This is a genomic window from Allobosea rubneri, assembly GCF_032464875.1.
Taxonomy (GTDB): domain Bacteria; phylum Pseudomonadota; class Alphaproteobacteria; order Rhizobiales; family Beijerinckiaceae; genus Allobosea; species Allobosea rubneri.
This window is the reverse complement of record NZ_JAWDID010000061.1, coordinates 1-23,737: the sequence shown is the minus strand read 5'-3', so window position 1 is coordinate 23,737 and position 23,737 is coordinate 1. Positions and strand designations below refer to the sequence as shown.

Here is a 23,737-nt window from a genome sequence, read left to right as displayed (position 1 = left end):
CCTCGTCGGTCGGTCTGGCGTCAGGACGCCGTGAGCTTGCGGATTTCGGCCATGCAGGTTTCGGCATCGACCACGTCGGCATAGCGACGGCCGACATCGAGCAGATTGGCGCGGTGCGCCTCCAGGCCCATGTCGCCGACGCAGTCCTCCGGGACGATCGTCCGGAAACCATAGGAGAAGCAGTCGATGATCGAGGCGCGCACGCAGCCGCTGGTCGTGCAGCCAGTGACGATCACCGTGTCGACCTGCGCCTTGTTCAGGTAGGAGACCAGTGGCGTGCCGAAGAAGATCGACGGCGCAGCCTTGACGAAATTGACGTCATAGGCGGCGTCGTGGATGCGCGGATCCATCTCCGTCGGCCGGTCGCCATGGAACATGCCGTCGCGTACGGCGCTCGCCTTCCACAGGATCATGTCCTTCTCGCCGCACCAGGCCGTGCGGCAGGTCGCGACCGGCACGCTGTTGGCCCGGGCGAAGGCGAGCAGCGCCGAGGTGCGCTCGACGGCGGCGTGGATGTGGCTGGACTGGCCAAGCGGATAGGCGGGATCGGTGAAGGCGAGCTGGAAATCGACCACGATCACCGCCGGGCGCTTGCCCCAGCCGATCCCGATCTCGCCATAGCCGCCGGCTTCGAAGCTCATGCGTCCACCCCGTCCTTCTCCGAAATCGCCTCCCGCAGCCGCGGCACGCTCAGCCGCGGGCGCGCCGGCTCGTGCCGGAACTTGATTGCCGGCCCGATCTGTCGGCTCGCGCCGTCACCCAGCACCATGCCGCGATGCAGAGCGTGCGGGTCGTCGAACGCCTCGCTGATGCGCTTGACCGGCGCGAAGCAGATGTCGCGGTCGGCGAACCATTCGACCCATTCCGCCTGGCTGCGCTGCGCGAAAGTCTCGGACAGGAAGGCGATCACCGGTGCCTGGTGCGGGCCGGGACCTGCCTCGCAAAGCCCGGCCAGCTCGGGGCGATCTAGGGCGGTCAGCAGGTTACGGATGAATTTCGCTTCTTGGCCGCCGAGGACGATGTGGCGCGCGTCTGCCGTCGCATAGATCCGGTAGAAGGCTGCGCCGCCCATGCTGCGCTCATGCTTCGGCACGGGATCGCGGCCATGGGCGAAGGCCGGGCCGACGACATTGGGATAGGCGGCGAGCACCGCGTCGTGCATCGACATGTCGAGATAGTCGCCGCGCCCTGTCCGTTCGCGGCGCAGCAGCGCCATCAGCACACCGGACAAAGCCTGCAGCGAACTCAGCATGTCGGCGGCGGGGATGCCGGGAATGGCGGGAGCGCCGTCCTGCCCTTCATTGATAGAAATCGCTCCGCCGAGGGCCTCGACGGCGAGATCATGGGCGGGACGGTCGCGATAGGGGCCGTCCTGGCCGAAGGCGCTGATCGAGCAGTAGACCACGCGGGGATTGCGGGCACTGACCGTCTCGTAATCGACGCCGAGACGCCGCACGACGCCGGGCCGGAAGGTCTCGATGACGACATCGGCCTCGTCGCAGAGCTTCAGCAGCCTGTCGCGCTCAGACGGCTTTTTTAGATCGATAACAATGCTCTCCTTGCCGCGGTTCATGTTACGGAAGAATACGGTTTCGCCGTCGACACGCGGGCCGATCTCCCGGCCGGGATCACCGCCCGGCGGCTCGATCTTCAGGACCTGCGCGCCGTGATCGGCGAGCGTCATCGTCAGATAGGGCCCCGGCAGGAAGACCGAGAGATCGACGACGCGGAGACCTTCGAGCTTCATCGTCCTTGTCCTAGGCCGCCGCGCCGGCGCGTAGCGCCGCGATCTCGTCGGCACCGAAGCCGATCCCGCGCAGCACGCTTTCGGTATCCGCGCCGAGCGGGCTGCAGGCGCTCGCCTGCGGCCGCTCGCCATTGATCCGCAGCGGGCTCGCCAGGCAGCGCAGGTCCGGGCGCTGCGGGTGAGGCACCTGCGTGACCATGCCGATGCGCTCGACGAACGGGTTGGCGAAGGCCTGGGGGATGTCGAACACCGGCGCCACCGGCAGCAGCCCGTTCAGGCGCGAAAGCCATTCCTGGGTGCCCGCCTTGGCGAATTCCGCGTCGAGTTCCTGGGTCAGCAGGCCGCGATTGGCCCGCCTGGCCTTCATGGTCGAGAAGCGTTCGTCGCTCACCAGATCGGCCCGGTTCATGGCGCCGACCAGCGCGTTGAAGAACTTGTCGGTCATGCACATGATGAAGAGCCAGCCATCGGCCGTCTCGAAGGTCTGCACCGGCACCGCCGAAAGATGCGCGCTGCGCGCCATTCGCGCCGGCACGTCGCCCTCGTTCAGGTACCAGGTCGCCGGATAGGAGAGCTGGTGCAGCGCGACGTCGAACAGGCAGGTATCGACATCGGCGCCGATGCCGCTGGTGCGCGCCTTCAGGATGGCCGCGAGCAGGCCGACCGCGCCGGTGATGCCGGTCATGAAGTCGATCATCGACAGGCCGAGCCGCGTCGGGGCGCCGTCGGGCTCGCCGGTGACGCTCATGATGCCGGTCTCGGCCTGCATCAGGTAGTCATAGCCCGGCCAGCCACGCCGCTCGTTCTCGCGGCCATAGGCCGAGATGTGAAGGCAGACGATGCGCGGGTTGACCGCTCTGAGGGCGTCATAGGTCAGGCCGAGCTTGTTGGGCTGGTCGCCGCGCAGATTGTTGACGACCGCATCGGCCGTCGCGACGAGCCGGCGGAAGGCCTCTGCTCCAAGCGGCGTCTTGAGGTCGAGGGTGACGCTCTTCTTGTTCAGGTTGAAGGTCTGGAAATACTGGCTGTCGGCCTGGCCGAGCATGTGCGGGCCGACATGGCGCGAGGCGTCTCCCCCGAGCGCCGGGTTTTCGATCTTGATCACCTCGGCGCCGAGATCGGCGAGCGCCATCGAGCCATAGGGCCCGGCTCCGAATTGCTCCAGCGTCAGGACGCGCAGGCCGGCGAGCGGGCTCATGCGGCGGCACTCCTCTTGATCCACTGCTTGGAAATGATGATGCGCTGCATCTCGTTGGTGCCTTCGCCGATGCACATCAGCGGCGCGTCGCGGAAGTAGCGCTCGATGTCGAACTCCTTCGAATAGGAGTAGCCACCATGGATGCGCATGCTCTCGAGGCTGTTCTCGACGGCGGCTTCTGAGGCGAAGTATTTCGCCATGCCGGCCTCCATGTCGCAGCGCTCGCCGCGGTCATAGGTCTGGGCGGCATCGAGGGTCAGAAGCCGCGCCGCGCGCGCCCGGGTGACCATCTCGCCGAGCTTGAGCTGGATCGCCTGATGCTCGGCGATCGGCTTGCCGAAGCTGCGGCGCAGCTGGGCGTATTCCGTCGCCAGGCGCAGCGCGCCTTCGGCGAGGCCGACCCCGCGGGCGGCGACGTTGATGCGGCCGAGTTCGAGCCCGCCGGTGGCCTGCTGGAAGCCCTGGCCCTCGACGCCGCCGATCAGATGGCTCTCGTCGAGCTCGTAGTCGTCGAAGACGAGTTCGGCCGAGTCGATGCACTTGTAGCCAAGCTTCTCGATCTTCTTGCCGACGCGGAAGCCTTCCTTCTTGGGTGCGAGGAAGAGGCTCATGCCCTTGTGGCGCGGCTCGGCGCCGGGATCGGTCTTGACCAGCAAGGCGAAGCAGGAGCCTTCGATGCCGTTCGAGATCCAGGTCTTGGTGCCGTTGATGATGTAGCGGTTGCCTTCGCGCCGTGCCGTCGTCCGGATCGCCTGGAGGTCGGTGCCGCAATCCGGCTCGGTCAGGGCGAGCCCGCCGCGCACCTCGCCGCTGGCGAAGCGCGGCAGCCATTCCGCCTTCTGCTCGGGCGTGCCGAAGCGCTCGACGGCGGCGGCCATGATCAGATGCGAATTGAAGATGCCGGTGATCGCCATCCAGACATCGGAGATGCGCATGACGATCTTGGCATAGGTCGTGGCCGGCAGGCCGAGGCCGCCATAATCCTGGCCGATCGTCGCGCCGAACAGCCCGAGTTCCTTCATCTGCTCGACGATCTGGGCGGGATAGATATCGTCATGGTCGTGCTGGCGCACCACCGGCCTGACCTTGGTGTCGAGCCAGCGATCGATCGTGTCGAAGAGGGCCTGTTCCTCGTCGGCGAGCAGGGGGGCGTTGCGCATCGGCCGGCTCAATAGTTGGCGGCGTCGTCGACGCCGTGGCCGCGCTTCGGGACCAGCATCGAGCGGACGAAGTCGCAGACGGCGACGCCGTCCTGGTTACGGCCGATCGTCTTGACCGTGACGATGCCGTCTCCCGGCCGGCTCGCGGATTCGCGCTTCTCGAGCACTTCGGTCTCCGCATAGAGCGTGTCGCCGCAGAACACCGGCGCGGTCAGGCGGATCTCCTTCCAGCCGAGATTGGCTTTGGCCTTTTGCGAGACGTCGGAGACACTCATGCCGACCACGATCGACAAGGTGAGGGGGCTGGCGACGAGGAGGCGGCCGAACTCCGAATGGGCCGCATATTCGCGGTCGAAATGCAGCGGATGGGTGTTCATCGTGAGCAGCGAGAACCAGGTGTTGTCGGTCTCGCTGATGGTGCGGCCCGGCCGGTGCTCGTAGACATCGCCGATCGCGAACTCTTCGTAATAGCGACCGAAGGTTTCGCGATAGCGCTGCTGGGCTAGGGTTCTGACGGCATCACGCATGGCGGCTCGTAGGGCTGCTGATATGTCCGGACAACTTTCAATGATATGTCCGGCCAGTCAACCGTCTGCGTACGCTGCGTCGCATTAAATCGATGCTGCGATGCAGTAGTCGATTGCGCGACCTTCTCCGCGAAATGTAGTTCGCACTGCGATTTCGTAGCGATCTAGGGCGGTTCCTGGCAAAGACCCTCATACGTCTGTCCTTTCTCTCGTCAGAACGTCTATGTTGCCGGCGAGATTTCGCTGCTGGAGTCGTTGCGCGGGATAGTCTAGATTAGTCCGGATAAATCATCAGGGATCGCGATGGATCGGGACAGCATGGACGGAACGGCGAAGGGGTCGCCGAAGGAGCCCGGTGTGGCCTTGGATGCAGCCGGCTCGCCGCTCTATCAGCGGATCGCTCAGACGCTGCAGGCGGAGATCGAGGCCGGGGCGTTCGCCGTCGGCTCGATGCTGCCGACCGAAAGCGAGCTATGCGCGCGCTTCGATGTGAGCCGGCACACGATCCGCGATGCTCTGCGCGTGCTCGGCGAGTTGGGGATGGTCTCGCGGCGGCGCGGCTCGGGGACGCTGATCGCGGCAGGTGCCCCGACCACCCGCTATGTCCAGGCCATGCGCTCGCTGGAGGAGCTGACGCAGTACGCGCACGACACGCAATACGAGATCCAGAGGGTCGAGCGTGTCGCGATCACCGCAGATGTCGCCCTGCTCATCCCTGCGCCGATCGATTCGGCCTGGATGCGGCTGGAAGGCATACGCTGGCGGCCGCATGCGGCCGAGCCGATCTGCGCGACCGCGGTCTTCGTGCATTCGCGCTTCGCCGAGCATCTTCACGACGTCACGTCCGCCGAGGGGCCGGTCTACGATCTCATCGAGCGCCGCTCGGGCGAGCGCATCGCCGAAGTCGTCCAGGAAATCTCGGCGGAGCCGCTGCCGCGCTTCGCGGCGCGGTCGCTGGGCCTGCGCACCGGCGCGCCCTCACTGCGCTTCGTCAGGCGCTATATCGATGATAGCGGCTCGACGATGCTGACCTCGATGAACTGGCATCCGGCCGAGCATTTCGTCTACCGGATGAGGCTGAAGCGGGACGGTTAGAGCGGAAATCCATCCTGGGCCGTACATGATAGCCTGAATGGGCTGCCTGCGTGGCCTTCGCTTGCCCCGAGACATGCCGCAGGCCGACGGTCACGAAAAAGGGCGCCATTTGGCGCCCTTTCCTTTTGCGTTGCTGTGTCCTGGGGCTCAGGCGAAGCGGAAATCGTCCTGGGCGAGGCTGGAGAGCTGGATGCCCTTCAGGGTCAGGGTGGTGGCGGCGTCGACGGTGAAGACCGTGTCGGCGCCGAGCTGCGCCGCGCTCTCCATGGCGGCCTCGAAATCGGCGAAGAGCCCGACCGAGAACTCCAGCACGTCCGAGGACGAGCCGGTCGTCTTGAAGTCGGTGATCACGTCCTTGCCGAAGCCGGCCGCGAAGACGAAGACGTCGTGGCCGGAGCCGCCGGTCAGGATGTCGTCGCCGGCGCCGCCCTCGATCCGGTCGTCGCCCGAGCCGCCGTCGATGACGTCGTTGCCGGCGCCGCCAAAGACGAGGTCGTCGCCCGAGCCGGCATCGATCACGTCGTCGCCTTCGCCGCCCTCGACAAGGTCGTTGCCGGAGCCGGCCCTGATCACGTCGTTGCCGCTGCCGCCGAAGACGTCGTCGTCGCCGGAGCCGCCATCGAGCGAATCGTCGCCGGCCCCGCCCCAGAGCGTATCGTTACCGGCGCCGCCCTTCAGCGTGTCGTTGCCGGCGCCGCCGTCGAAGGCGTCATCGCCATTGCCGCCGGTGACGACATCGTTGCCGGCCCCGAAGAGCAGCTTCTCGATGTTGCTGAAGCTGTTGGTGCCGATGCCTTCGCCCGAGGCCTTGCCGGCCGCGAAGTCGACGCTGATCGCCCCGGTCGCGGCCGAGAGGTCGAGCGTGTCGAAGCCGTCGCCGCCATCGATCACGTCATGGCCCGGCCCGGCGACGATCAGGTCGTCGCCGCCACCCGCCCGGATCACGTCGTCGCCGGCCCCGCCGACCAGGCGGTTGGCGCCGTCATCGCCGATCAGGGTGTCGTTGCCCGCGCCGCCGATGACGTTCTCGATCGAGATCAGCTCGTCCTCGCCACTCTCGTCGCCGAAGGCGATGCCCTGCAACAGGTCGACGGTGACGCCGGCGGTGTCGTCGGAATAGTCGGCGGTGTCGCTGCCGTCGCCGCCATCGAGCCGGTCGTCCTCGACGCCGCCCATCAGCACGTCGTCGCCCGCGCCGCCGAACAGCAGATCGTCGCCGGCGCCGCCCTTGAGGACGTCGTCGCCATCCTCGCCATGCAGTTCGTCATCGCCGTCGCCGCCATCGACCACGTCGTTGCCCGCACCGGCCTGAACCAGATCGTCGCCCGCACCGGCCAGGATCACGTCGTCGCCGACCGTCCCGACGAGTTCGTCGTCGCCAGGCGTGCCGACGATCGGCCCGCCCGGAGGCAGGACGCTTTCGCTGGAGAGGTCATAGACCAGCACGTTGTCGAAGGAGACACCGGCGCTGTCCCAGGAGAACAGGCCGACCGTGCCCTTGCTCTGGGCATGATCCTCGATCGCATAGGCGAAGAGGGCGAGGCCATCGACATAGGCCTGGATCTTGCCGCCCTTGACCTCGACGCGCAGGTCGAAAGCCTGGCCCGGCGTGTACTTGGCCGGGTACTGGTTGAGATAGCGCTCCACCCCATCCTTGACCTGGATGAGCTGGAACAGGCTGCCGGCGCCGTTGCCCGGGGTGCGATCGTAGTTGCCGTTCGCGTCGAGCTCGAGCTTGTAGTAGTTGTTCGCGTCCTGGTAGTAGAACAGCAGGCCGAGTGCGCCGTTGTCGGGCGACTGGATCGTCGCCTCAACCGCATAGTCGGTCCACTCCTTGGCCGCAGCGTCGTTGTAGAGCGCGTAGGTACCCTTGCGCAGCACGTTGACGCCGTCGCCGAGCGGGCTCCAGCCGGTCTTCCAGGGATCGGAATTGGAGGCGCCGCTCCAGGTCAGCTGCCGGCTCTTGAGATCCGAGAGCTGGACCAGGGCGCCGTCGCGCAGTTCCCATTGCGAGCCGGTGCCGTTCGGGCCGACGCCGCCCATCTCGCCCTCGTCGACGATCGTCCAGCCAGCGAAGTTGCCGCCGCCGAAGCCTTCCGAGAGCAGGACGCGGGCCTTGGAGACCGCATCGACCGTGACCTTGTCCGTCGCGGTCTTGCCGCTGGCGTCAGTGACGGTCAGCGTCAGCACCTGCTTCACCGCGTCGAGTTCGAGCTGCGCGGTCCTGCCCTGCGCGACGACATTGCCGTCGGCATCGGTCCAGACATAGCTGACGATCTCGCCGAGACCGTAGCTGCCCTTGCCGTCGAGCTCGACCAGGACGCGGCCATTGCCGTCGGCATCGACCGGGCGCAGGTCGTCGCCGGCATGCGCCGTCAGCGCCACCTTGTTGACCGTGACGTTGTCGAACTGCGAGCTGCGCTGCGTATCCGAGTAGAAGCCGACCGAGCCGCCGGCGAGCGGTGCGGGATCGACGACCTCGCCGAACAGATTCTGGCCGTCGAGGAAGGCGCTGATCCGGTCGTCGACCACGACGACCTTGAGCTGGAAGTCGCGGCTCCAGGGCGTGCCGCCGAATTCGCGGGCGAGCACGGTCTCGGCGCCGTTCTGGACCTTGATCAGCGAGCGGGTATTGGTCTCGCCGTTGAGCACCACCTTGTAGTGGTTCGCGGCGTCCTTGTAGTAGAACACCACGCCGATGCCGTCATTGTCGGTCGCCTTCAGCGTCGCCTCGAAGGCGTAGTCCGACCAGGAGGCCGCGGCGGCGGCCTTCCAGACCAGGATCTTGCCCGCCGCGTCGGACTGCTCGAAGACGCGGCCTTCCGGCGCATCCTGTCCTTCGGCCGTCGTGCCGCGGGTCGCCGCCGTGCCCTTGACGATGAAGGTGCCGGTGCCGCTGTCGAAGCTGGCATGCTGGGCGCTGCCGGTGCCGAACTCATCGGTCCAGGACGGGGTGCCGAAGTCGATCTGCACCGCATTGGCGCTCGGCTTCGCCTCCATGATGCCGCCGGCCTTGACGCCGCCGAGGGCCGCGATCTCGGCATCGCTGAGCACCTTGTCGGTGAACAGGAAGCTCGAGGCATAGCCCGGCCAGGTCTCGCCGCTCTCGTCGGCGAAGAGCAGGAAGCCCTTGCTCATGTCGATCTGGTAGCGGGCGTAGTTCCCGGCGGACTGGACGGTGTCGCCGACCTTCACGCCGTCGATGTACTTGGTGATCAGGACGTTGTCGCCGCGGTCGGTGATGGTGAAGGCGATGCGGTGCCAGGCGCCGTAGTTCACGGTGCCCTCATAGTCGCTGTTGATGCCGATGCCGCCGCGCGTGCCGCTGACATGCTTCATCGCCAGATCCTGATCGCTGGTATTGGTCAGGTCGGTCTGGAGGAAGGAGAAGTAGCTGGCGACGCCGGGCGTGATCAGCAGGTCGTAGACCAGCGAATAGGACTTCGCGACCGTGCCCGGCGCGACGTCGAGCTTCACCAGCACGCCGCCATCGGCCTGGCTGAGCTTCGGCAGATAGGTGACCTTGGCATCGCCGGTCGTGCCCGGCAGCGCCGCGATGCCGTGGGCGGCGGTGGTGGCATTGGCGAATTGCGGGCCGAGCGTGCCGGTGCCCCAGCCAGCGGCATTGCCGTCGTTGAAATTGTCGACGAGCAGGGTGTCGGCGTTCGAGACGGTGATGCGGACCTCGTCGGTCGAGACGCGGCCGGCGCTGTCGGTCACCGTCAGGGTGAGCTGGTGCTGGCCGGCAGCGAGCTGCAGCGTCGGCGTCGCGCCCTCGGCAACGAGATTGCCGTCGCGATCAGTCCAGACATAGGTCAGGCCGGCGTCGTTGTTGGGGTTCAGCGTCCAGCCGCCGTCGAGGGTCACGGAAGCCTTGTCCTGGCCGGCCTCGGCCGAGACGAACTGGTCATTGCCGGCCTTGGCGATCGCCGGAACCTCAGGCGTGCCCATGTCGACGTTCGAGAACGTCTCCTCGTGGCCGCGATATTCGCCGGTCAGGCCGTCGCGATCGAGCTCGCCATCGCCGCGCACCGAGTCGAAATAGTCGTCGAGCTCGGTGAAATAGGTCGAGGTGTAGACGGCATTGTTGTCGGGATCGATGGTCAGCAGGCGGATGGCGCCGTTGCCGCCATTATTGCCGGCGCCCGCGCCGGCGCCGCTGGTGATCTCGCTGGCCACGCCGTTCTGGTAGTTCACCATCATCTGGTGGACCGGATTGCCGAACTGGTCGTAGCTCACCAGGGTCTCGGCGCCGTCGCCGAAGATGTGGCCCGAGAAGGTGAAGGTGACGTTCGGGTATTTCTGGATCAGCTCGCGATACATGGTCTCGCCGTCATTGGCGCCATGCACGCTGTTGCCGATCCCGTAATCATAGCCGGTGCCCTCGTCATAGAGCGGCGCGCCGGTGGCGTCGTGGCGCCCGGCCCAGTTCATGTAGGAGTGGTTGGCCAGGATGACGCGATGATCGAGATGGCCCTCGATGACCTCACCGGCCCAGCGCAGCACGTCGTCGCGCGGTCCGAATTCGAGGCTGAGCACCAGCCATTTCGTGCCGTCGGGCGCGGCGAAGGTATGGTAGTTGTTGGCGCTGCGGTTCGGCTCCATGTCGTAGACGCCGCCGAAGGTGCCGGGATTGGTCGCCGCCTGCTTCTCGGGGGAGAAGCGGATGTCGAGCGGATTGGTCGAGTGGTTGGCCGCGTTGCCGGTGTTCTGGTCGTGGTTCCCGGGCAGCAGCGAATAGGGGATCTTGCCGTCGAGGATACGCAGGGCCTCCTCGGCGAAGGGCCAGTGGCTGGCGTCGTTGTTGTTGGTGGTGATGTCGCCGACATGGATGACGAACTGCAGCCCGAGGCTGTCCTTGTTCTCCACCAGCCAGTTGGTCATGTTCTTGAAGATGCCGACGCGCGCCGCGTTGGTGTAGTCCTGCGTGTCGGGCAGAACGGCGATCGTATAGGCGTTTTCGCCGGCGACGCGGACGCGGACATTGTCGGTGACGCTATGGCCGCTGGCGTCGGTCGCGGTGATCGCGAGATCGGTGTAGCCGAGCGCGTCGGTGTAATCGATGACGAGCTTGCCGTCCTCGATCGCGACGTCTGCGATGCTCGGGTCGCTGCTGGTGACCGAATAGGTCAGCCCGGTGCCGGCGAACACGGTGCCGAGGTCGATGACACGGTCTTCGGCGCCACGCTTGGCGATATAGTCGAGAACGGAGTTGCTGATCGTCGTCATGAGGTTTGCCTCTGCTACGGTCTGAACATCGGCACGTTCGGTCACCGCGCTTCCGAACGTGATGAAATTGCGGTTAAGACCGGTAGGAACCCGATGTGACGGATCGTTGAAATCGAACCGGCCCAGGTCATCGAAAGTTGCGATACCCCACATCGAATTATTGACGATTGCTGTGCCGGCAAACCTAGTGGCGAGACTCTATTTGCCTAGTCTTTCGCGGCAGGCCCGGCACGCTGTCACAAATCCGCATTGCGGCGTCGCTAGAGGTCCGGGCCCAACGGCGTGAGTTGAGAGCATGGCATCGGTCACGCAGCTTCGGGCTTTCCATTTCGTCGCGACCGCCGGCGGCTACTCCCAGGCCGCGCGCGAGATGTCGGTCAGCCAGTCGACCTTGTCGGGGCAGGTCCGCCAGCTCGAAGCGATCTCTGGCGTCGTGCTGTTCGAGCGTGGTCCACGCGGCGCGACGCTGACCGAGGATGGCGAGGCGCTCTTCCAGGTCACCTCGCGCCTGTTCTCCGCGTTGTCGGAAGCCGGGCGCATGCTCAAGAGCCGAAAGGCGGAGGGCGGCCGGCTGCGGCTTGCCTCGGACGGCACCGTGCATTCCCTGCCGATCCTCAGCGCGCTGCGCCGGCGGCGGCCCAAGCTGATGTTCTCGATCCAGCTGCAGAATTCCGACAGCGTGATCGAGCAGGTCGTCCAGTACCGGGCCGATGTCGGCATTACCGCGCAGATGCCGCAGGACAGCCGCTTCCATGTCCAGCCATTGACCAGCATGAAGGTCGGCATCTGCATGCCGGAGGACCATCCCTGGGCGCAGCGTCGCGCCATCGCCGTGCGGGAACTGCACGGGCTGCCCTTCGTGCTGCGCGAGCGCGGCTCCCGCACGCGGGAGGTGTTCGAGCAGAACCTCAGCGCCCATAGCGTCACCCTGGGCGAGGTGATCGAGGTTTCGACGCGGGACGGCGTTCGCGAGACCGTCGCCGCCGGCTTCGGTCTCGGCGCGATCGCCGACCTCGAATTCGGCTACGATAGTCGCCTGCGCTATCTGCCGCTGCAGGACGCCGGCATCGCCATCAACGAATATGTCGTCTGCCTCGGCGAAAGGCGCCGCACGCCGATGATCGCCGATTTCCTGCGCTGTGCCGCCGACGCGTTCCAGCCGGCCGATGCGGTCGGCCGTTCAGGCCCCGAGGCGGCCTGAACGGCGCGTTTCCAACGAAATCCCGCCGGCTAGTGGCGGAAGCTGCGCGCGATCTGGTCCTGGAACGGCTTGGCCAGATAGGCGAAGGCGGTGCGCGTCCCGGTCTGGATGAAGGTCTCGACCGGCATCCCCGGAAGCAGGACCTTGCCGTCGAGGCGGTTTGTCTCGGCCCGGTCGAGCGCCACGCGCACCGTATAGAACGAGGCGCCGGTCTGCTGGTCGGTGCTGGCATCGGCCGAGACATGGATCAGCCGGCCCTTCAGGTCCGGCGTCGTCGCGCTGTCGAAGGCCGGGAAGCGCAGCATCGCGGGCTGGCCGACATGCAGGCGGTCGATCATCGTCGGCTCGACCCGCGCCTCGACGACGAGCCCGTCGGCTTCCGGCACGATCAGCATGATCTGCTCGGCGGGGCCGATCACGCCGCCGATGGTGTGCACGACCTGCTGATGGACGACGCCGTCCTGCGGCGCGCGCATCTCGATGCGGTCGAGCTGATCGCGCGCCGCGACGCGGCGCTCGGTGAGGTCGGCGATCTTGCCGTCGACGTCGCGCAACTCCGTCGTGACCTCGCGGCGCAGATCCTCGTCGATCTGGACGATCTGCAGCTCGACTTCGGCGATACGCCCCTTCACCCTTGCGGTGTCCGAGGTCAGGCTGCCCCGCTCGCCGACGAGGCGGGAGGCCTCGCGCTGCAGCGCCGTCAACCGCGACAGCGCCACAAGGCTCTGGTCATAGAGCTTCTGCACGCCGTCGAGCTCCTGGCCGATCAGCTTGGCCTGGACCTGCCTCGCCTCGATCTGCGCGGCGAGGCCCTTGATCTCCTCGTGCGACTGCGCAATTCGCTCGCGGAACTGCGAGCGCTGCACGTCGGCCGCGGCGCGCCGGGTGCGGAACAGCCGCGTTTCGGCCGCCACTGCCTGCGCCACGGCGGTGTCCTCGCCGCGATCACGCAGGGCGGCTGGCAGTTCGAGTTCGGGCAGGCCGTCGCGCTCGGCCTCGAGCCGGGCCTTGCGTGCCTGGAAGCGCAGCAGCTCGATCTCGATCAGCGTGAGGCTGGCGCGGGCATTGGTCTCGTCGAGACGCACGAGCACGTCGCCCGCCTTGACGCGGTCGCCCTCCTTGACCCGGATTTCGGCGACGACGCCGCCGGCCGGGTGCTGCACGCGTCGGACATTGCTCTCGACCACGACCTTGCCGGAGGCGATCACCGCCCCGGAGAGCGGCGCCGTGGCGGCCCAGAGCCCGACGGTGCCGCACAGCACGGCGGCGGTGGCGACGCCGAGCAATGTGGCGCGGCGGATGTCGCGGCGCGGATTCGGCCGCTTGCCATCGGGGGCGGCGCCCGCGAGCGGGAGACTGCCGCCAGCCTTGTTCTCGTTAACCGCGCGCATCGGCCGCCACCACGATCCTGGGGTTGGAATGTACCGCCGCGGCGCTGCCGGGCTTTGCCGCGAGACTCTTGCGCAGGACTTCCTCCTTCGGGCCGAAGGCCTGTGCCTGCCCCTCGGCCATGATCAGCACGAGGTCGATGCCCGCCAGCGCCGAAGGGCGATGGGCGATGACCACGACGATGCCGCCACGCGCCCGCACGCCGGAGATCGCGGCGGTCAGGGCGGCGTCGCCCTCGGCATCGAGGCTTGCATTGGGCTCGTCGAGGACGACGAGGAAGGGATCGCGGTAGAGCGCCCGCGCCAGGGCGATGCGCTGGCGCTGCCCGCCCGAAAGCGTGCCGCCGGCTTCGCCGATCGGGGTTTCGAACCCCTTGGGCAGCCCGAGGATTAGCTCGTAGGCGCCGGCGGCCTTGGCGGCGCCGCGGACCGCCTCGTCGGTCATTGCAGGATCGAAGCGCGCGATGTTCTCGGCGACGGTTCCGGCGAAGAGCTGCACGTCCTGCGGCATGTAGCCGATGATCGCGCCGCGCTGCTCCTCCGGCCATTGTTCGAGCGTCGCGCCATCGAGGCGCAGGCTGCCGCGCGCCACAGGCCAGACGCCGACGAGCGCGCGCGCCAGCGACGACTTGCCCGAGGCGGAAGGGCCGATCACGGCGAGGCCCTGGCCGGCTTCGAGCGTGAAGGCGATGTCCTTGACCGTCAGCGTCGCGCTGCCCGGAGGAGCCACCGCGAGATGTTCGAGCGCGACGCGCCGCATCGGCGACTCCGGCGCAACCGACGGGGCGGCGGGTCCTTCGGTCAGCACAGTGCGCAGCCGGCCCCAGGCCTGGCGCGCGCCGATGAACGGACGCCAGCTGCCGATCGCCAGCTCGATCGGTGCCAGCGCCCGGCTGCTGAGCACCGATGCGGCGATCATCACGCCCGAGGAGGCCTGGTCGTGCATCACCAGCCAGGCGCCGACCCCGAGCATCGCCGACTGGAGCATGAAGCGGATCACCTTCGAGACGCCGCCGAGGCCGTTGGTGATGTCCGCGGCGCCGAGATTCGCCGCGACATGGCGGTCGTTGGTCCGCTCGAACAGGCGCCCCATCCGGCCGCCCATGCCGAGCGCCGTCACCGCCTCTGCGTTGCGCCGCGAAGCCTCGATCAGCGTCGCGCGTTCGGCCGCGGTACGCGAGAGTTCGGCGCTCGGCCGGCGCGAGGCGAACTCGGTCAGCAGCGCGAGGGCGATCAGGATCACCCCGCCCGCGACCAGCGTCCAGCCGAGATAAGGGTGCAGGATGAAGCAGAGCGCGCCGTAGAGCGGCATCCAGGGCAGATCGAACAGCGCCGTCGGACCGAGCCCCGAGAGAAAGCTGCGGACGCTGTCGAGATCGCGCGAGGGCTGGGTGCCGGTGGGGGCGCCGCGCACCTGGCCCTGGACGATCGCGGTCAGCACCGGGCCGCCCAGCTTGCGGTCGAGCTCCGCGCCGATGCGGGTGAGGATGCGCTGGCGCAGCCAGTCGAACACGCCGAGCAGGATATAGAGCGCCGCCACGATGATCGAGAGCGCGACCAGCGTCGGGATGCTCCGCGACGGCAGCACGCGGTCATAGACCTGCAGCATATAGATCGAGCCCGTCAGCATCAGCACGTTCACGATCGCCGAGAACAGGGCCACTGCGAGGAAGGCCGAACGGCATGAGGCCAGCGCTTCGCTGGCCGCGTTCTTCTGAGATCTTGGGAGCAAGGGCGGTTTCCCCGGAACGCGTAACGATACTGGACGAGCGCGCGAGCGGGCTCCCCGGCCGCTTCCGGGGCGAGCATTCACGCGCCTTGGCTTTCCGGGATCCCGGCGACGAGGCGGGCTCCCAGCATGGGCGGCGCGAAGCGATAGGGGTGGGATGTGACAGTGCGGTGAAGCTCTCCCGCAGAGGCGCGAGGCCTCGCCGAATACCCGACAGCCTCAATTGCTAGCCGGCAAGTAATTCAGCCGCCTTGCCCGAGCGAAAATCGCGCATGGTTAAGAAACCGTAAAATCACTGTCATTCTTACCAAGTCATTAACGCGCGCCGAGGCTCGGATCGACCTGGCATCGCCCCGCCTTGTCGCGGGCGCCGCTTTCTCATTTGACGCAAGGAATATCATCATGGCTCGCCCCGTCGGTTCGGTCAGCTATATCGGTTTCAGCCCTGATGCCGGTGGCAGCGTGACTGTCAGGGTCCTCGAACCCGTCCTCCAGGGCGACATCATCAACATCAGGCAGGACGGTGCCGAACTCGGCGAAGGCAGCGGAACGCGCTGGACCTGGGCGGCCGATCGCGACGTCGCCGCTGGCGAGACGATCACCGTGAAGGGCCTGGGCAGCGGCGCGGCAGCCGCGCAGGCCGGCGAGCCGGAGGCGCAGGCCGATGTCGATTCGACCGGTAGCGTCGGCGGCTCGGGCGCCGTGAGCGGCAGCTCGACCAATCCCAGCCTGATCGACACGACCCTGGACAACACGATCGTCGATCCGTCGATCGATCTTTCGATCCCGGCCGGCGGCCCGGCCACCGCGCGCGCCCCGAGCGCGATTGAGGCTGCCGCCGGTGATGGCGGCGGCAAGGCCGCCCGCAGCGCCATGTCCTCATTCGCCGGGACGGCCGGCTTGCCGACGACGCCTGACGCCGCTGCCGCGCCCGCCCTGGTTCCGACGACCGACGCCGCCACCTCCGGCCCGTTCGGTAACGGCAATGACAGCTTCACCAATGACGACGTCTTGTTCAGCGGCGTCTCGATGCTCGGCGGCGACGACACGCTGGTCAATTCGGGCACGATCATCGGCCTCGACGGCGCCGCCATCGACATGGGCGATGGTAACGACGTCGTCACGCTGCTCAATGGCTCGAAGATCTATGGCGAGATCCGCCTGGGCGCCGGCGATGACACGCTGACCGCCACCGAAATCGAGGACGACCTCACCGTCGACGCCGGCGACGGCAACGACATCGTGCGGGCCGGCTCCGGCGACGACCTTGTTCGCGGCGGTGCGGGCGACGATCTGCTCGACGGCGGCGAAGGCGACGACGTCCTGCAGGGCGGCGACGGCAATGACCGCCTGCTCGGTGGCCTCGGCGACGACTTCCTGTTCGGCGGCTCCGGCAACGACACACTGATCGGCGGTGAAGGCAACGACCTGCTCGACGGCGGCGACGGCCTCGACACCGCCGACTATTCAGCCGAGACGGGCGACCTGACGCTCGACCTCGTCACGGGCAAGGCGACCGGTTCCGACATCGGCGTCGATACCCTGCAGAACATCGAGATCGTCATCGGCGGCGCCGGCAATGATCGCATCGTCATCGGTGCCGGCCACACCGCGATCGGCGGCGCTGGCGACGACAGCATCGAGGTCACCGCCGGCGCAGGCGCCGCGGCGACCGTCGACGGCGGCGAAGGCACCGATACGATCAAGCTCGTCGGGACCGGCACCGGATCGCTCGCGGCGTCGACTGGCGTCGAGCGGCTGGAGGTCCAGGGCGGAAGCTGGTCGGTCGCCGGTAGCGCCGTCTATGACGAGATCGCCATCCGCAATGGCGGCACCATCACGTCCGGCCTCGTGATCGACGAGGACGACAAGGTCTCGATCGACGCCGGCGGCAAGCTTTCCGTGGCGAACAATGCCGTGACCTGGGCCGGCGGCGGCGACGCCGTGCTGACCAATGCCGGCCTCGTCGAAGTGAATGCGGGCGAGCGCCTGCTGCAGGTCACGCTCGGCGCCACGGGTTCGCTGACCATCGACAATCTCGCCGGCGGCACGCTGCGCGGCGAGATCGGCCCGAGTCGTGCGGCTGCCGCCGGCGCCGAGATCGTCCTCAACAATGCCGGTCTGATCGAGGCCGATAGCCGCGTCATCGACTTCGACGATTTCAGCTCGAATGGCGCCAGCCTGACGATCAACAACCGCGCCGGCGCGACGATCCGCCAGTACGGCGAAAACACGGACGTGATCCGTCCCGGCCAGAACGGCACCGTCAACAACTGGGGCACGATCACCGCCGAGGCGGGCGCGACTGCCGGTGGCGACGCCATCGATTTCCAGGAGAACACCGGCGGCGCGGTGAATAACTTTGCCGGCGGCCTGATCGAGGGGGCGAAGCATGCCGTCACCGGCAAGCTGGCGGTCACGGTCGTCAACAACGGCACCATGATCGGCCGCAACGGCTCGGCGGTGAACATCGACAATGACGGCTCCGAAGCCAGCATGGTCAGGATCACCAATAACGGCCTCATGCAGGGCCGTTCGGCCGGCCTGGCGAACAGCGACGGGGATGCGGTCGACGTTGACGGCCTCGTCTACGTGCTCAACACCGGCACCATCGAGGGGCTCGGTGCCAGCGGCGCGAACGGTGGCGAGCCGAACGTCTCCGAGGCCATCGCGGTCGGCGGCGGCACCATCGTCAACGACACCAATGGCACGATCCGCGGCTATGGCCGCGCGATCCAGGTCGACAATTCCGGCAACGACAATGCGCTGGGCGCCACCCTGATCGTCAATCGCGGCCTGATCGAGGGCAAGGGCAACGGCCCCGAGAACGTCCCGCCGGCCGACGCCGCCCGCTTCGACCTGCGCGGCAACGAGGCGATCAATCTGATCGGCAACCATGCCGACGAGGTGATCAACGTCGCCGGAGCCCGCATCATCGGCGGCGTCTCCATGGGCGGCGGCAACGACAAGCTCGGCAATTCCGGCCTGATCGAAGCCACCGGCGGCACGGCCATCGACATGGGCGCCGGCGACGACCACCTCAACCTCTATGTCGGTGCCGTCGTCAACGGCAAGATCCTGCTCGGGGACGGCAACGACCTCGTGACCGCGACCTCGTCGAGCGCTTTCGACATCGACGGCGGCGACGGCAACGACCAGATCTTCCTCGACGCCGGCGACGACACCGTCCGCGGCGGGGCCGGCAACGACACCATCTACTCCGGCGCGGGTGACGACTTCATCGACGGAGGCGACGGCGACGACGTCCTCTACGGTGAGGCCGGCAACGACACCATCCATGGCGGCGCCGGCAACGACGTCATCAGCGGCGGTGCAGGCGACGACACGATCTATGGCGGCGCTGGAAACGACATCATCAAGGCCGGCCCCGGCAACGACTATGTCGACGGCGGCGACGGCTACGACACGCTCGATCTCTCGGCCGCCAGCGGCGCGATCTATGTCGACATGGCCTCGGGCCGGGTTGCGGCCGCGGGCATCGGCGTCCAGACCTTCGTCAACATCGAGAGCCTGGCCTTCGGCGCCGGCGACAATGTCGTCACCGGCGGCAATGGCGACGATACCTTCGACGGTGGCGCGGGCAACGACACGCTCAATGGCGGCGCCGGCGACGACACCCTGTTCGGCGGCCTCGGCAACGACACGCTGAAGGGCGGCTCGGGCGACGATGTCCTCGACGGCGGCGAAGGCGATGACGAGATCTCGGGCGGCTCGGGCGACGACATCCTGCTCGGCGGTCTCGGCAACGACAGGCTGAGCGGCGGTTCTGGCGACGACGTCCTCGAGGGTGGCGCCGGCGACGACATCCTGACCGGTGGCTCGGGCAATGACAGCTTCGTCTTCGCGCCCGGCTTCGGCCGCGACACGATCACGGACTTCGCCGGCGGTCAGGAAGACGTGATCACCTTCGACAGCGACGTCTTCGTCGATTTCGAAACGGTCATCTCGCATGCGGCGCAGGTCGGCTCCGACGTCGTGATCACCTTCGACCAGAGCAACTCGCTCACCCTGAGCGGCGTGCAGCTCGGCACGCTGCACATCGACGACTTCCGCTTCGTCTGAGCACGCCTCGGCCAGTCTAGGGGCGTCGCAGGACGCCCCTAGACATCAAGGCCAGGCCTCCCGGGAGGGAGCCGGGCCAGTTTTTCCAAACCGATGCGGGTCGCGATGCCGCGACCGCGACCCCCCTTTTGCGCTCCCCGGAAACATCATCATGTCCGACATCGTCCTTCTCGCGCATCGCGGCAGCAATCCCTATCCCGACCATTCCCGCGAGGCCTATGTCTGGGCTGTGAATTGGGGGGCGGACTTCATCGAGCCGGACCTTTACCTGACCAAGGACGGCGTCCTCGTCGCCAGCCATGACGACCACAACTACGCCAACCTGACCTATGCGGAGGCCAAGGCCATCGAGCCGGCGCTCATGACCTTCGGCGAGGTGATCGAGATCGCGAAGGCGATGTCGGTGGAGACCGGGCGCAAGATCGGCATCGTTCCCGAGACCAAGAACACCAGCTCCGCGACCAGCGAAGCCCTGATCGAGGCGCTGATTGCGCATGATTTCACCGATCCTTCGCTGGTCACCATCCAGAGCTTCAATCCGGCCAATCTCCAGCAGCTTCACGACACGATCATGCCCCAATACGGCGTGGACGTTCCGCTGGCCTATCTGCGCTCCGGCATCGGCAACCCGACCGAGATCGCGAGCTTCGCCGACATGGTCGCGCCCGTGATCAACTCCTTCACCGCGGCGGATGTCGCGGCCGCGCATGCGGCGGGCCTCAAGGTCGTCACCTGGACGATCATGGGCTCCAAGGCCGATGTCCAGAAATACGTCGACATGGGCGTGGACGCGATCTTCGTCGACGACACCAGGCTCGCCCGCGAGAGCATCGCCGAGATCGGCGGCGCGAAGGCTGCCTTCGGCACGGCCAATTGGGACGTTCTGGCCGGCACCGCCGGTGCCGACATCCTCTATGCGATGCAGGGCAACGACCTCGTGCGCGCCGGCGACGGCGCCGACGTGGCCTATGGCGACGGCGGCAACGATGTCCTCTTCGGCGGCGCCGGCGACGACGAGCTGCATGGCGGTGCTGGCGGCGACTTCCTCTCCGGCGGCGAAGGCGCCGACACGCTCATCGGCGGTGCCGGCAACGACGTCATCGTCGCGACCGGTGACAGGATCGTCTTCCGCGCCGGCGACGGCATCGACCTCGTCATTCTCGACAGCACGAGCACGCTCCATTTCGACGGGATTCTTCCGGCGGAGATCGTCGTCCTGCGCGACGGCAATAACCTGATCGTCCGCTCGGGCAGCGATGCGATCATCCTTCGCGACGGCGTCGATCCGGCCCATCAGCCAGCTGCGATCACCACCAACGATGGGCTGAGCCTGACCGGTGCCGAACTGGCGGCGCTCGCCGTCCCCGGCAGCGATGCCGAGATCGCTGCCCTGTTGCCGGGGCTCGAGGCGATCCTTGCCGCCGCTCCCGGCCTGGCCGAGCCTTCCCAACTTGCGCTGGGCACGGATCTCGTATTCGAGGGGGATTTCAGCCCCGCCGCGCTAGCCCGACAGATCGAGGGCGCCGAGAACGGCGCGGTCTACCGCCTGAGCTTCTCGCTGGCCGACCTGCCGAACGGGGATGACGGCGTCGTCGTCACCTGGGGCGGCGAGGTCGTCTACCAGGGTACGCCAAGCGCCGCCGGCGAGGCCTTCAGCTTCATCGTCAAGGGCGGCTCGGGCGACGGCTCGAACCTGCTCGCCTTCGCGGGCGCCGGCACCGGCTTCGGGGCCGAGCTCGACGACGTTCATTTCGTCAAGGTCGCGGAGCCCGCGCTGCCTTCCGCCGGCAACGCCGCGCCGGAAGCCGGCGCCAATGAGCTGCGGATCAGTCAGGACATGGCCTATCGTGGCCAGGTCGCTGCCGGCGACGCCGATGGCGACGCGCTCGTCTACAGCCTGCTCGCGGGCCCGGCCCATGGCACGCTCGCCTTCAACCTGGACGGCGGCTACCGCTACACCCCGTCGGCCGGATTCACCGGCGCCGACCGGTTCAGCGTCCTCGTCAATGACGGGCATGGCGGCGTCGCGGAGGCGGTCGTCAGCCTGGATGTGGTTCCCGGCATCGTGGTCGGCACCGATCTCATCGCCAATGGCAGCTTCGAGGACGTCTCGGCCTCGACCGGGAACAACGGGCCGAGCGACTGGGGCTATCGCAACCCGAACGGCATCATCGCCGGCTGGACGGACGTCAACGGAAACCGCATCGAGCAGCACTGGGATTCGCCGAACGGCGTCGTCGCCACGGACGGCCGGATCTGGCTCGACATGGACGGCTACAACACCAACACGCACATCGTTCAGCAGGTCGCGCGCATCGAGGACGGCGCGACCTATCTCCTGAGCTTCTCGCTCGGCGATGCCGATACTGCGGTCTCCGACGACGGCATCCGCGTCGTCTGGAACGGCCAGCTCGTCTATGAGGGCGTTCCGACCAATCCCTGGCAGAGTCTGAGCTTCCGGGTCACCGGCGGCTCCGGCGATGCCTCGAACAGGCTCGAGTTCATCGCGACCGGCACCGGTCTCAACACCTATGGCGCGGCGCTCGACGATATCAGGCTCGTCAAGATCGCCGAGCCGGGCACGCCGCCGGCCGAGAACACCGCGCCCGACGCCCTCGACGGTACCGCAAGCGGCACCCGGGGCAATGTCGTCACGGGTCAGCTTGCCGCGACCGACGCCGATGGCGACGTGCCGCTGACCTTCGCCCTCGGCCAGGGCCCGGCCCATGGCACGGTCGAGATCGATGCCGACGGCAGCTATCGCTATACGCCTGCTGCCGGCTATGTCGGGCAGGACAGCTTCACCTTCACCGTCAGCGACGGCTTTGGCGGCACGGACACGGCGACGCTGAGCCTGACGATTGCGCCCTCGACTGCGGTCGGTCCCGAGCTCATCGTCAATGGCGGCTTCGAGGATCTGACCGGCGCCAATGACGGCGCCGCCTGGGGCTATCGCAACACCAATCCGGCCGGCGTCATCCCCGGCTGGATCAACACCGGCGACAACCGGGCCGAGGTCCATCGGGACACCGTTGGCGGCATCGGCGCGCTCGAGGGCAGCTACTGGTTCGACCTGGAGGGGGCTCCGAAGAACGCGCGCCTGGTCCAGACCGTCGCGGGCGTCAGCGAGGGCGAGACCTACCGGCTGAAGTTCGCAATCGCCGACACCGACACCGCCCAGGCCAGCGACACCGTCACCGTCTATTGGGGCGGGCAGGTCGTCTACACCGGCATACCCAAGAACAAGTGGCAGGAGATCACCATCGACGTGGTCGGCGGCGCCGGCGATGGCTCCAACAAGCTCGAATTCGCCAGCACCACCGTGAACCCGAACGGCGCCGGCGTGGCGCTGGACAAGGTTTCGATGGTCTGGATCGACCAGAACCCGAACCTGATCGTCAATGGCAGCTTCGAGGACCTGACCGGTGCCGGCAACGGCAACTGGAGTGGGGACTGGGGCTATCGCAACGACAACGGCATCATCGCCGGCTGGACGCAGGTCAACAGCGCGGGCGGTGGACGCGCCGAGCTGCATTTCGATACCCAGAACGGTGTCGGCGCCAAGGACGGCAATGTCTGGTTCGACATGGACGGCAACGGCAACAATGCGAAGCTCGTTCAGAAGGTGGGGGGCGTCGAGACCGGCGCGACCTATCGGCTCAGCTTCTTCATCGCCGATGCCGACGCCCGGACGAGCGATGACGGCGTCCGTGTCTATTGGGGCGGAAAGATCGTCTATGAGGGCATCCCGGGCAATAGCTGGCTCGCGGTCACCGTCGATGTCGTCGGCGGTGCAGGCGACGGAAGCAACGAGCTGATCTTCCAGGGCACAGAAACCAACCTCAACGGCTACGGCGCCGCGCTCGATGACGTCTCGTTGCGCAAGATCGCCGATGCGCCGCCGCCGAACGCGGTTCCGGTTGCGGGAGACGATGCCGGGCTCGGCACGGCGTATGGCGCGGCGCTGGTCATCGAGCCGGCGGCGCTGCTCGCCAACGACACGGATGCGGACGGCGACACGCTGGTGATCCAGTCGGTGGTGGCCGGCATCGGCGGCAGCGTCGTGCTCGATGCTGAGGGCCGGATCGTCTTCACCCCGGCCGACGGCTTCTCCGGCGAGGCCTCGTTCGGCTACACCGTCTTTGACGGCAAGGGCGGCACTGCCAGCGCGACCGTCACGGTCACGGTCGCGCCTTACGTCCCGGTCGGCACGCCCGGCGATGACGAACTCGTCGGGACGGTCGGCGACGATCTGATCCTGGCCGGTGCGGGCGACGATCTGGTTCAGGCCGGAGCGGGCAACGACGTGGTCGATGGCGGCGACGGCGATGACGAGCTGCATGGCGAGGATGGCGACGACGTCCTCAAGGGCGGCGCCGG

12 protein-coding genes are annotated in these 23,737 nt (G+C 67.4%); 4 read left to right on the top strand and 8 right to left on the bottom strand.

Going from position 1 to position 23,737, the window contains the following annotated elements:
• Positions 1-20 precede the first annotated feature (20 nt).
• The 5 genes from RKE40_RS25175 to RKE40_RS25155 are packed head-to-tail and all read right to left on the bottom strand — an operon-like array spanning position 21 to position 4,632.
• Complete coding sequence (locus RKE40_RS25175) at positions 21-641, bottom strand: isochorismatase family protein (RefSeq protein ID WP_316020939.1); 621 nt, start codon at positions 639-641, stop codon at positions 21-23.
• Positions 638-1,747: a CaiB/BaiF CoA transferase family protein gene (locus tag RKE40_RS25170; RefSeq protein ID WP_316020938.1), complete on the bottom strand. Its 1,110-nt coding sequence runs from the start codon at positions 1,745-1,747 to the stop codon at positions 638-640. Before RKE40_RS25170 ends, RKE40_RS25175 begins: the two co-directional genes overlap by 4 nt.
• A 10-nt stretch (positions 1,748-1,757) precedes the next feature.
• The gene (locus RKE40_RS25165) at positions 1,758-2,945 is read right to left on the bottom strand and encodes a CaiB/BaiF CoA transferase family protein (RefSeq protein ID WP_316020937.1); all 1,188 of its coding nucleotides are present in this window, start codon (positions 2,943-2,945) and stop codon (positions 1,758-1,760) included.
• On the bottom strand, positions 2,942-4,105 hold the full coding sequence (locus RKE40_RS25160; RefSeq protein ID WP_316020936.1) for an acyl-CoA dehydrogenase family protein: 1,164 nt from the start codon (positions 4,103-4,105) through the stop codon (positions 2,942-2,944). The genes RKE40_RS25165 and RKE40_RS25160 overlap by 4 nt, the downstream gene beginning before the upstream one ends.
• A gap of 8 nt (positions 4,106-4,113) precedes the next feature.
• Positions 4,114-4,632: a MaoC family dehydratase gene (locus RKE40_RS25155; protein ID WP_316020935.1), complete on the bottom strand. Its 519-nt coding sequence runs from the start codon at positions 4,630-4,632 to the stop codon at positions 4,114-4,116.
• 357 nt (positions 4,633-4,989) lie between these two features.
• Between RKE40_RS25155 and RKE40_RS25150 the strand changes: the two genes are divergently transcribed.
• The gene (locus RKE40_RS25150; protein WP_316020934.1) at positions 4,990-5,727 is read left to right on the top strand and encodes a GntR family transcriptional regulator; all 738 of its coding nucleotides are present in this window, start codon (positions 4,990-4,992) and stop codon (positions 5,725-5,727) included.
• Between the two features lie 147 nt (positions 5,728-5,874).
• On the opposite strand, the gene RKE40_RS25145 is transcribed toward RKE40_RS25150, so the two are convergent.
• Positions 5,875-10,956 carry a 3-keto-alpha-glucoside-1,2-lyase-like domain-containing protein gene (locus RKE40_RS25145; protein ID WP_316020933.1) on the bottom strand — a complete coding sequence of 1,694 codons (5,082 nt, stop codon included), beginning with the start codon at positions 10,954-10,956 and terminating at the stop codon, positions 5,875-5,877.
• A gap of 295 nt (positions 10,957-11,251) precedes the next feature.
• On the opposite strand from RKE40_RS25145, the gene RKE40_RS25140 reads away from it, so the two are divergent.
• Positions 11,252-12,157, top strand: coding sequence for a LysR family transcriptional regulator (locus RKE40_RS25140; RefSeq protein ID WP_316020932.1), 906 nt, complete (start codon positions 11,252-11,254; stop codon positions 12,155-12,157).
• 29 nt (positions 12,158-12,186) lie between these two features.
• Here RKE40_RS25140 and RKE40_RS25135 read toward each other — a convergent pair whose 3' ends face one another.
• Positions 12,187-13,548, bottom strand: coding sequence for an HlyD family type I secretion periplasmic adaptor subunit (locus tag RKE40_RS25135; RefSeq protein WP_316020931.1), 1,362 nt, complete (start codon positions 13,546-13,548; stop codon positions 12,187-12,189).
• Positions 13,535-15,277, bottom strand: a complete 1,743-nt coding sequence (locus tag RKE40_RS25130) for a type I secretion system permease/ATPase (protein ID WP_316020930.1) — start codon at positions 15,275-15,277, stop codon at positions 13,535-13,537. The genes RKE40_RS25135 and RKE40_RS25130 overlap by 14 nt, the downstream gene beginning before the upstream one ends.
• 399 nt (positions 15,278-15,676) lie before the next feature.
• On the opposite strand from RKE40_RS25130, the gene RKE40_RS25125 reads away from it, so the two are divergent.
• Together RKE40_RS25125 and RKE40_RS25120 are read left to right on the top strand one after the other, a co-directional pair.
• A complete protein-coding gene (locus tag RKE40_RS25125; RefSeq protein ID WP_316020929.1) occupies positions 15,677-19,357 on the top strand; it encodes a hypothetical protein in 3,681 nt (1,226 codons plus the stop codon).
• 151 nt (positions 19,358-19,508) lie between these two features.
• The coding region (locus tag RKE40_RS25120; protein ID WP_316020928.1) for an Ig-like domain-containing protein at positions 19,509-23,737 on the top strand (4,229 nt) is incomplete at its 3' end.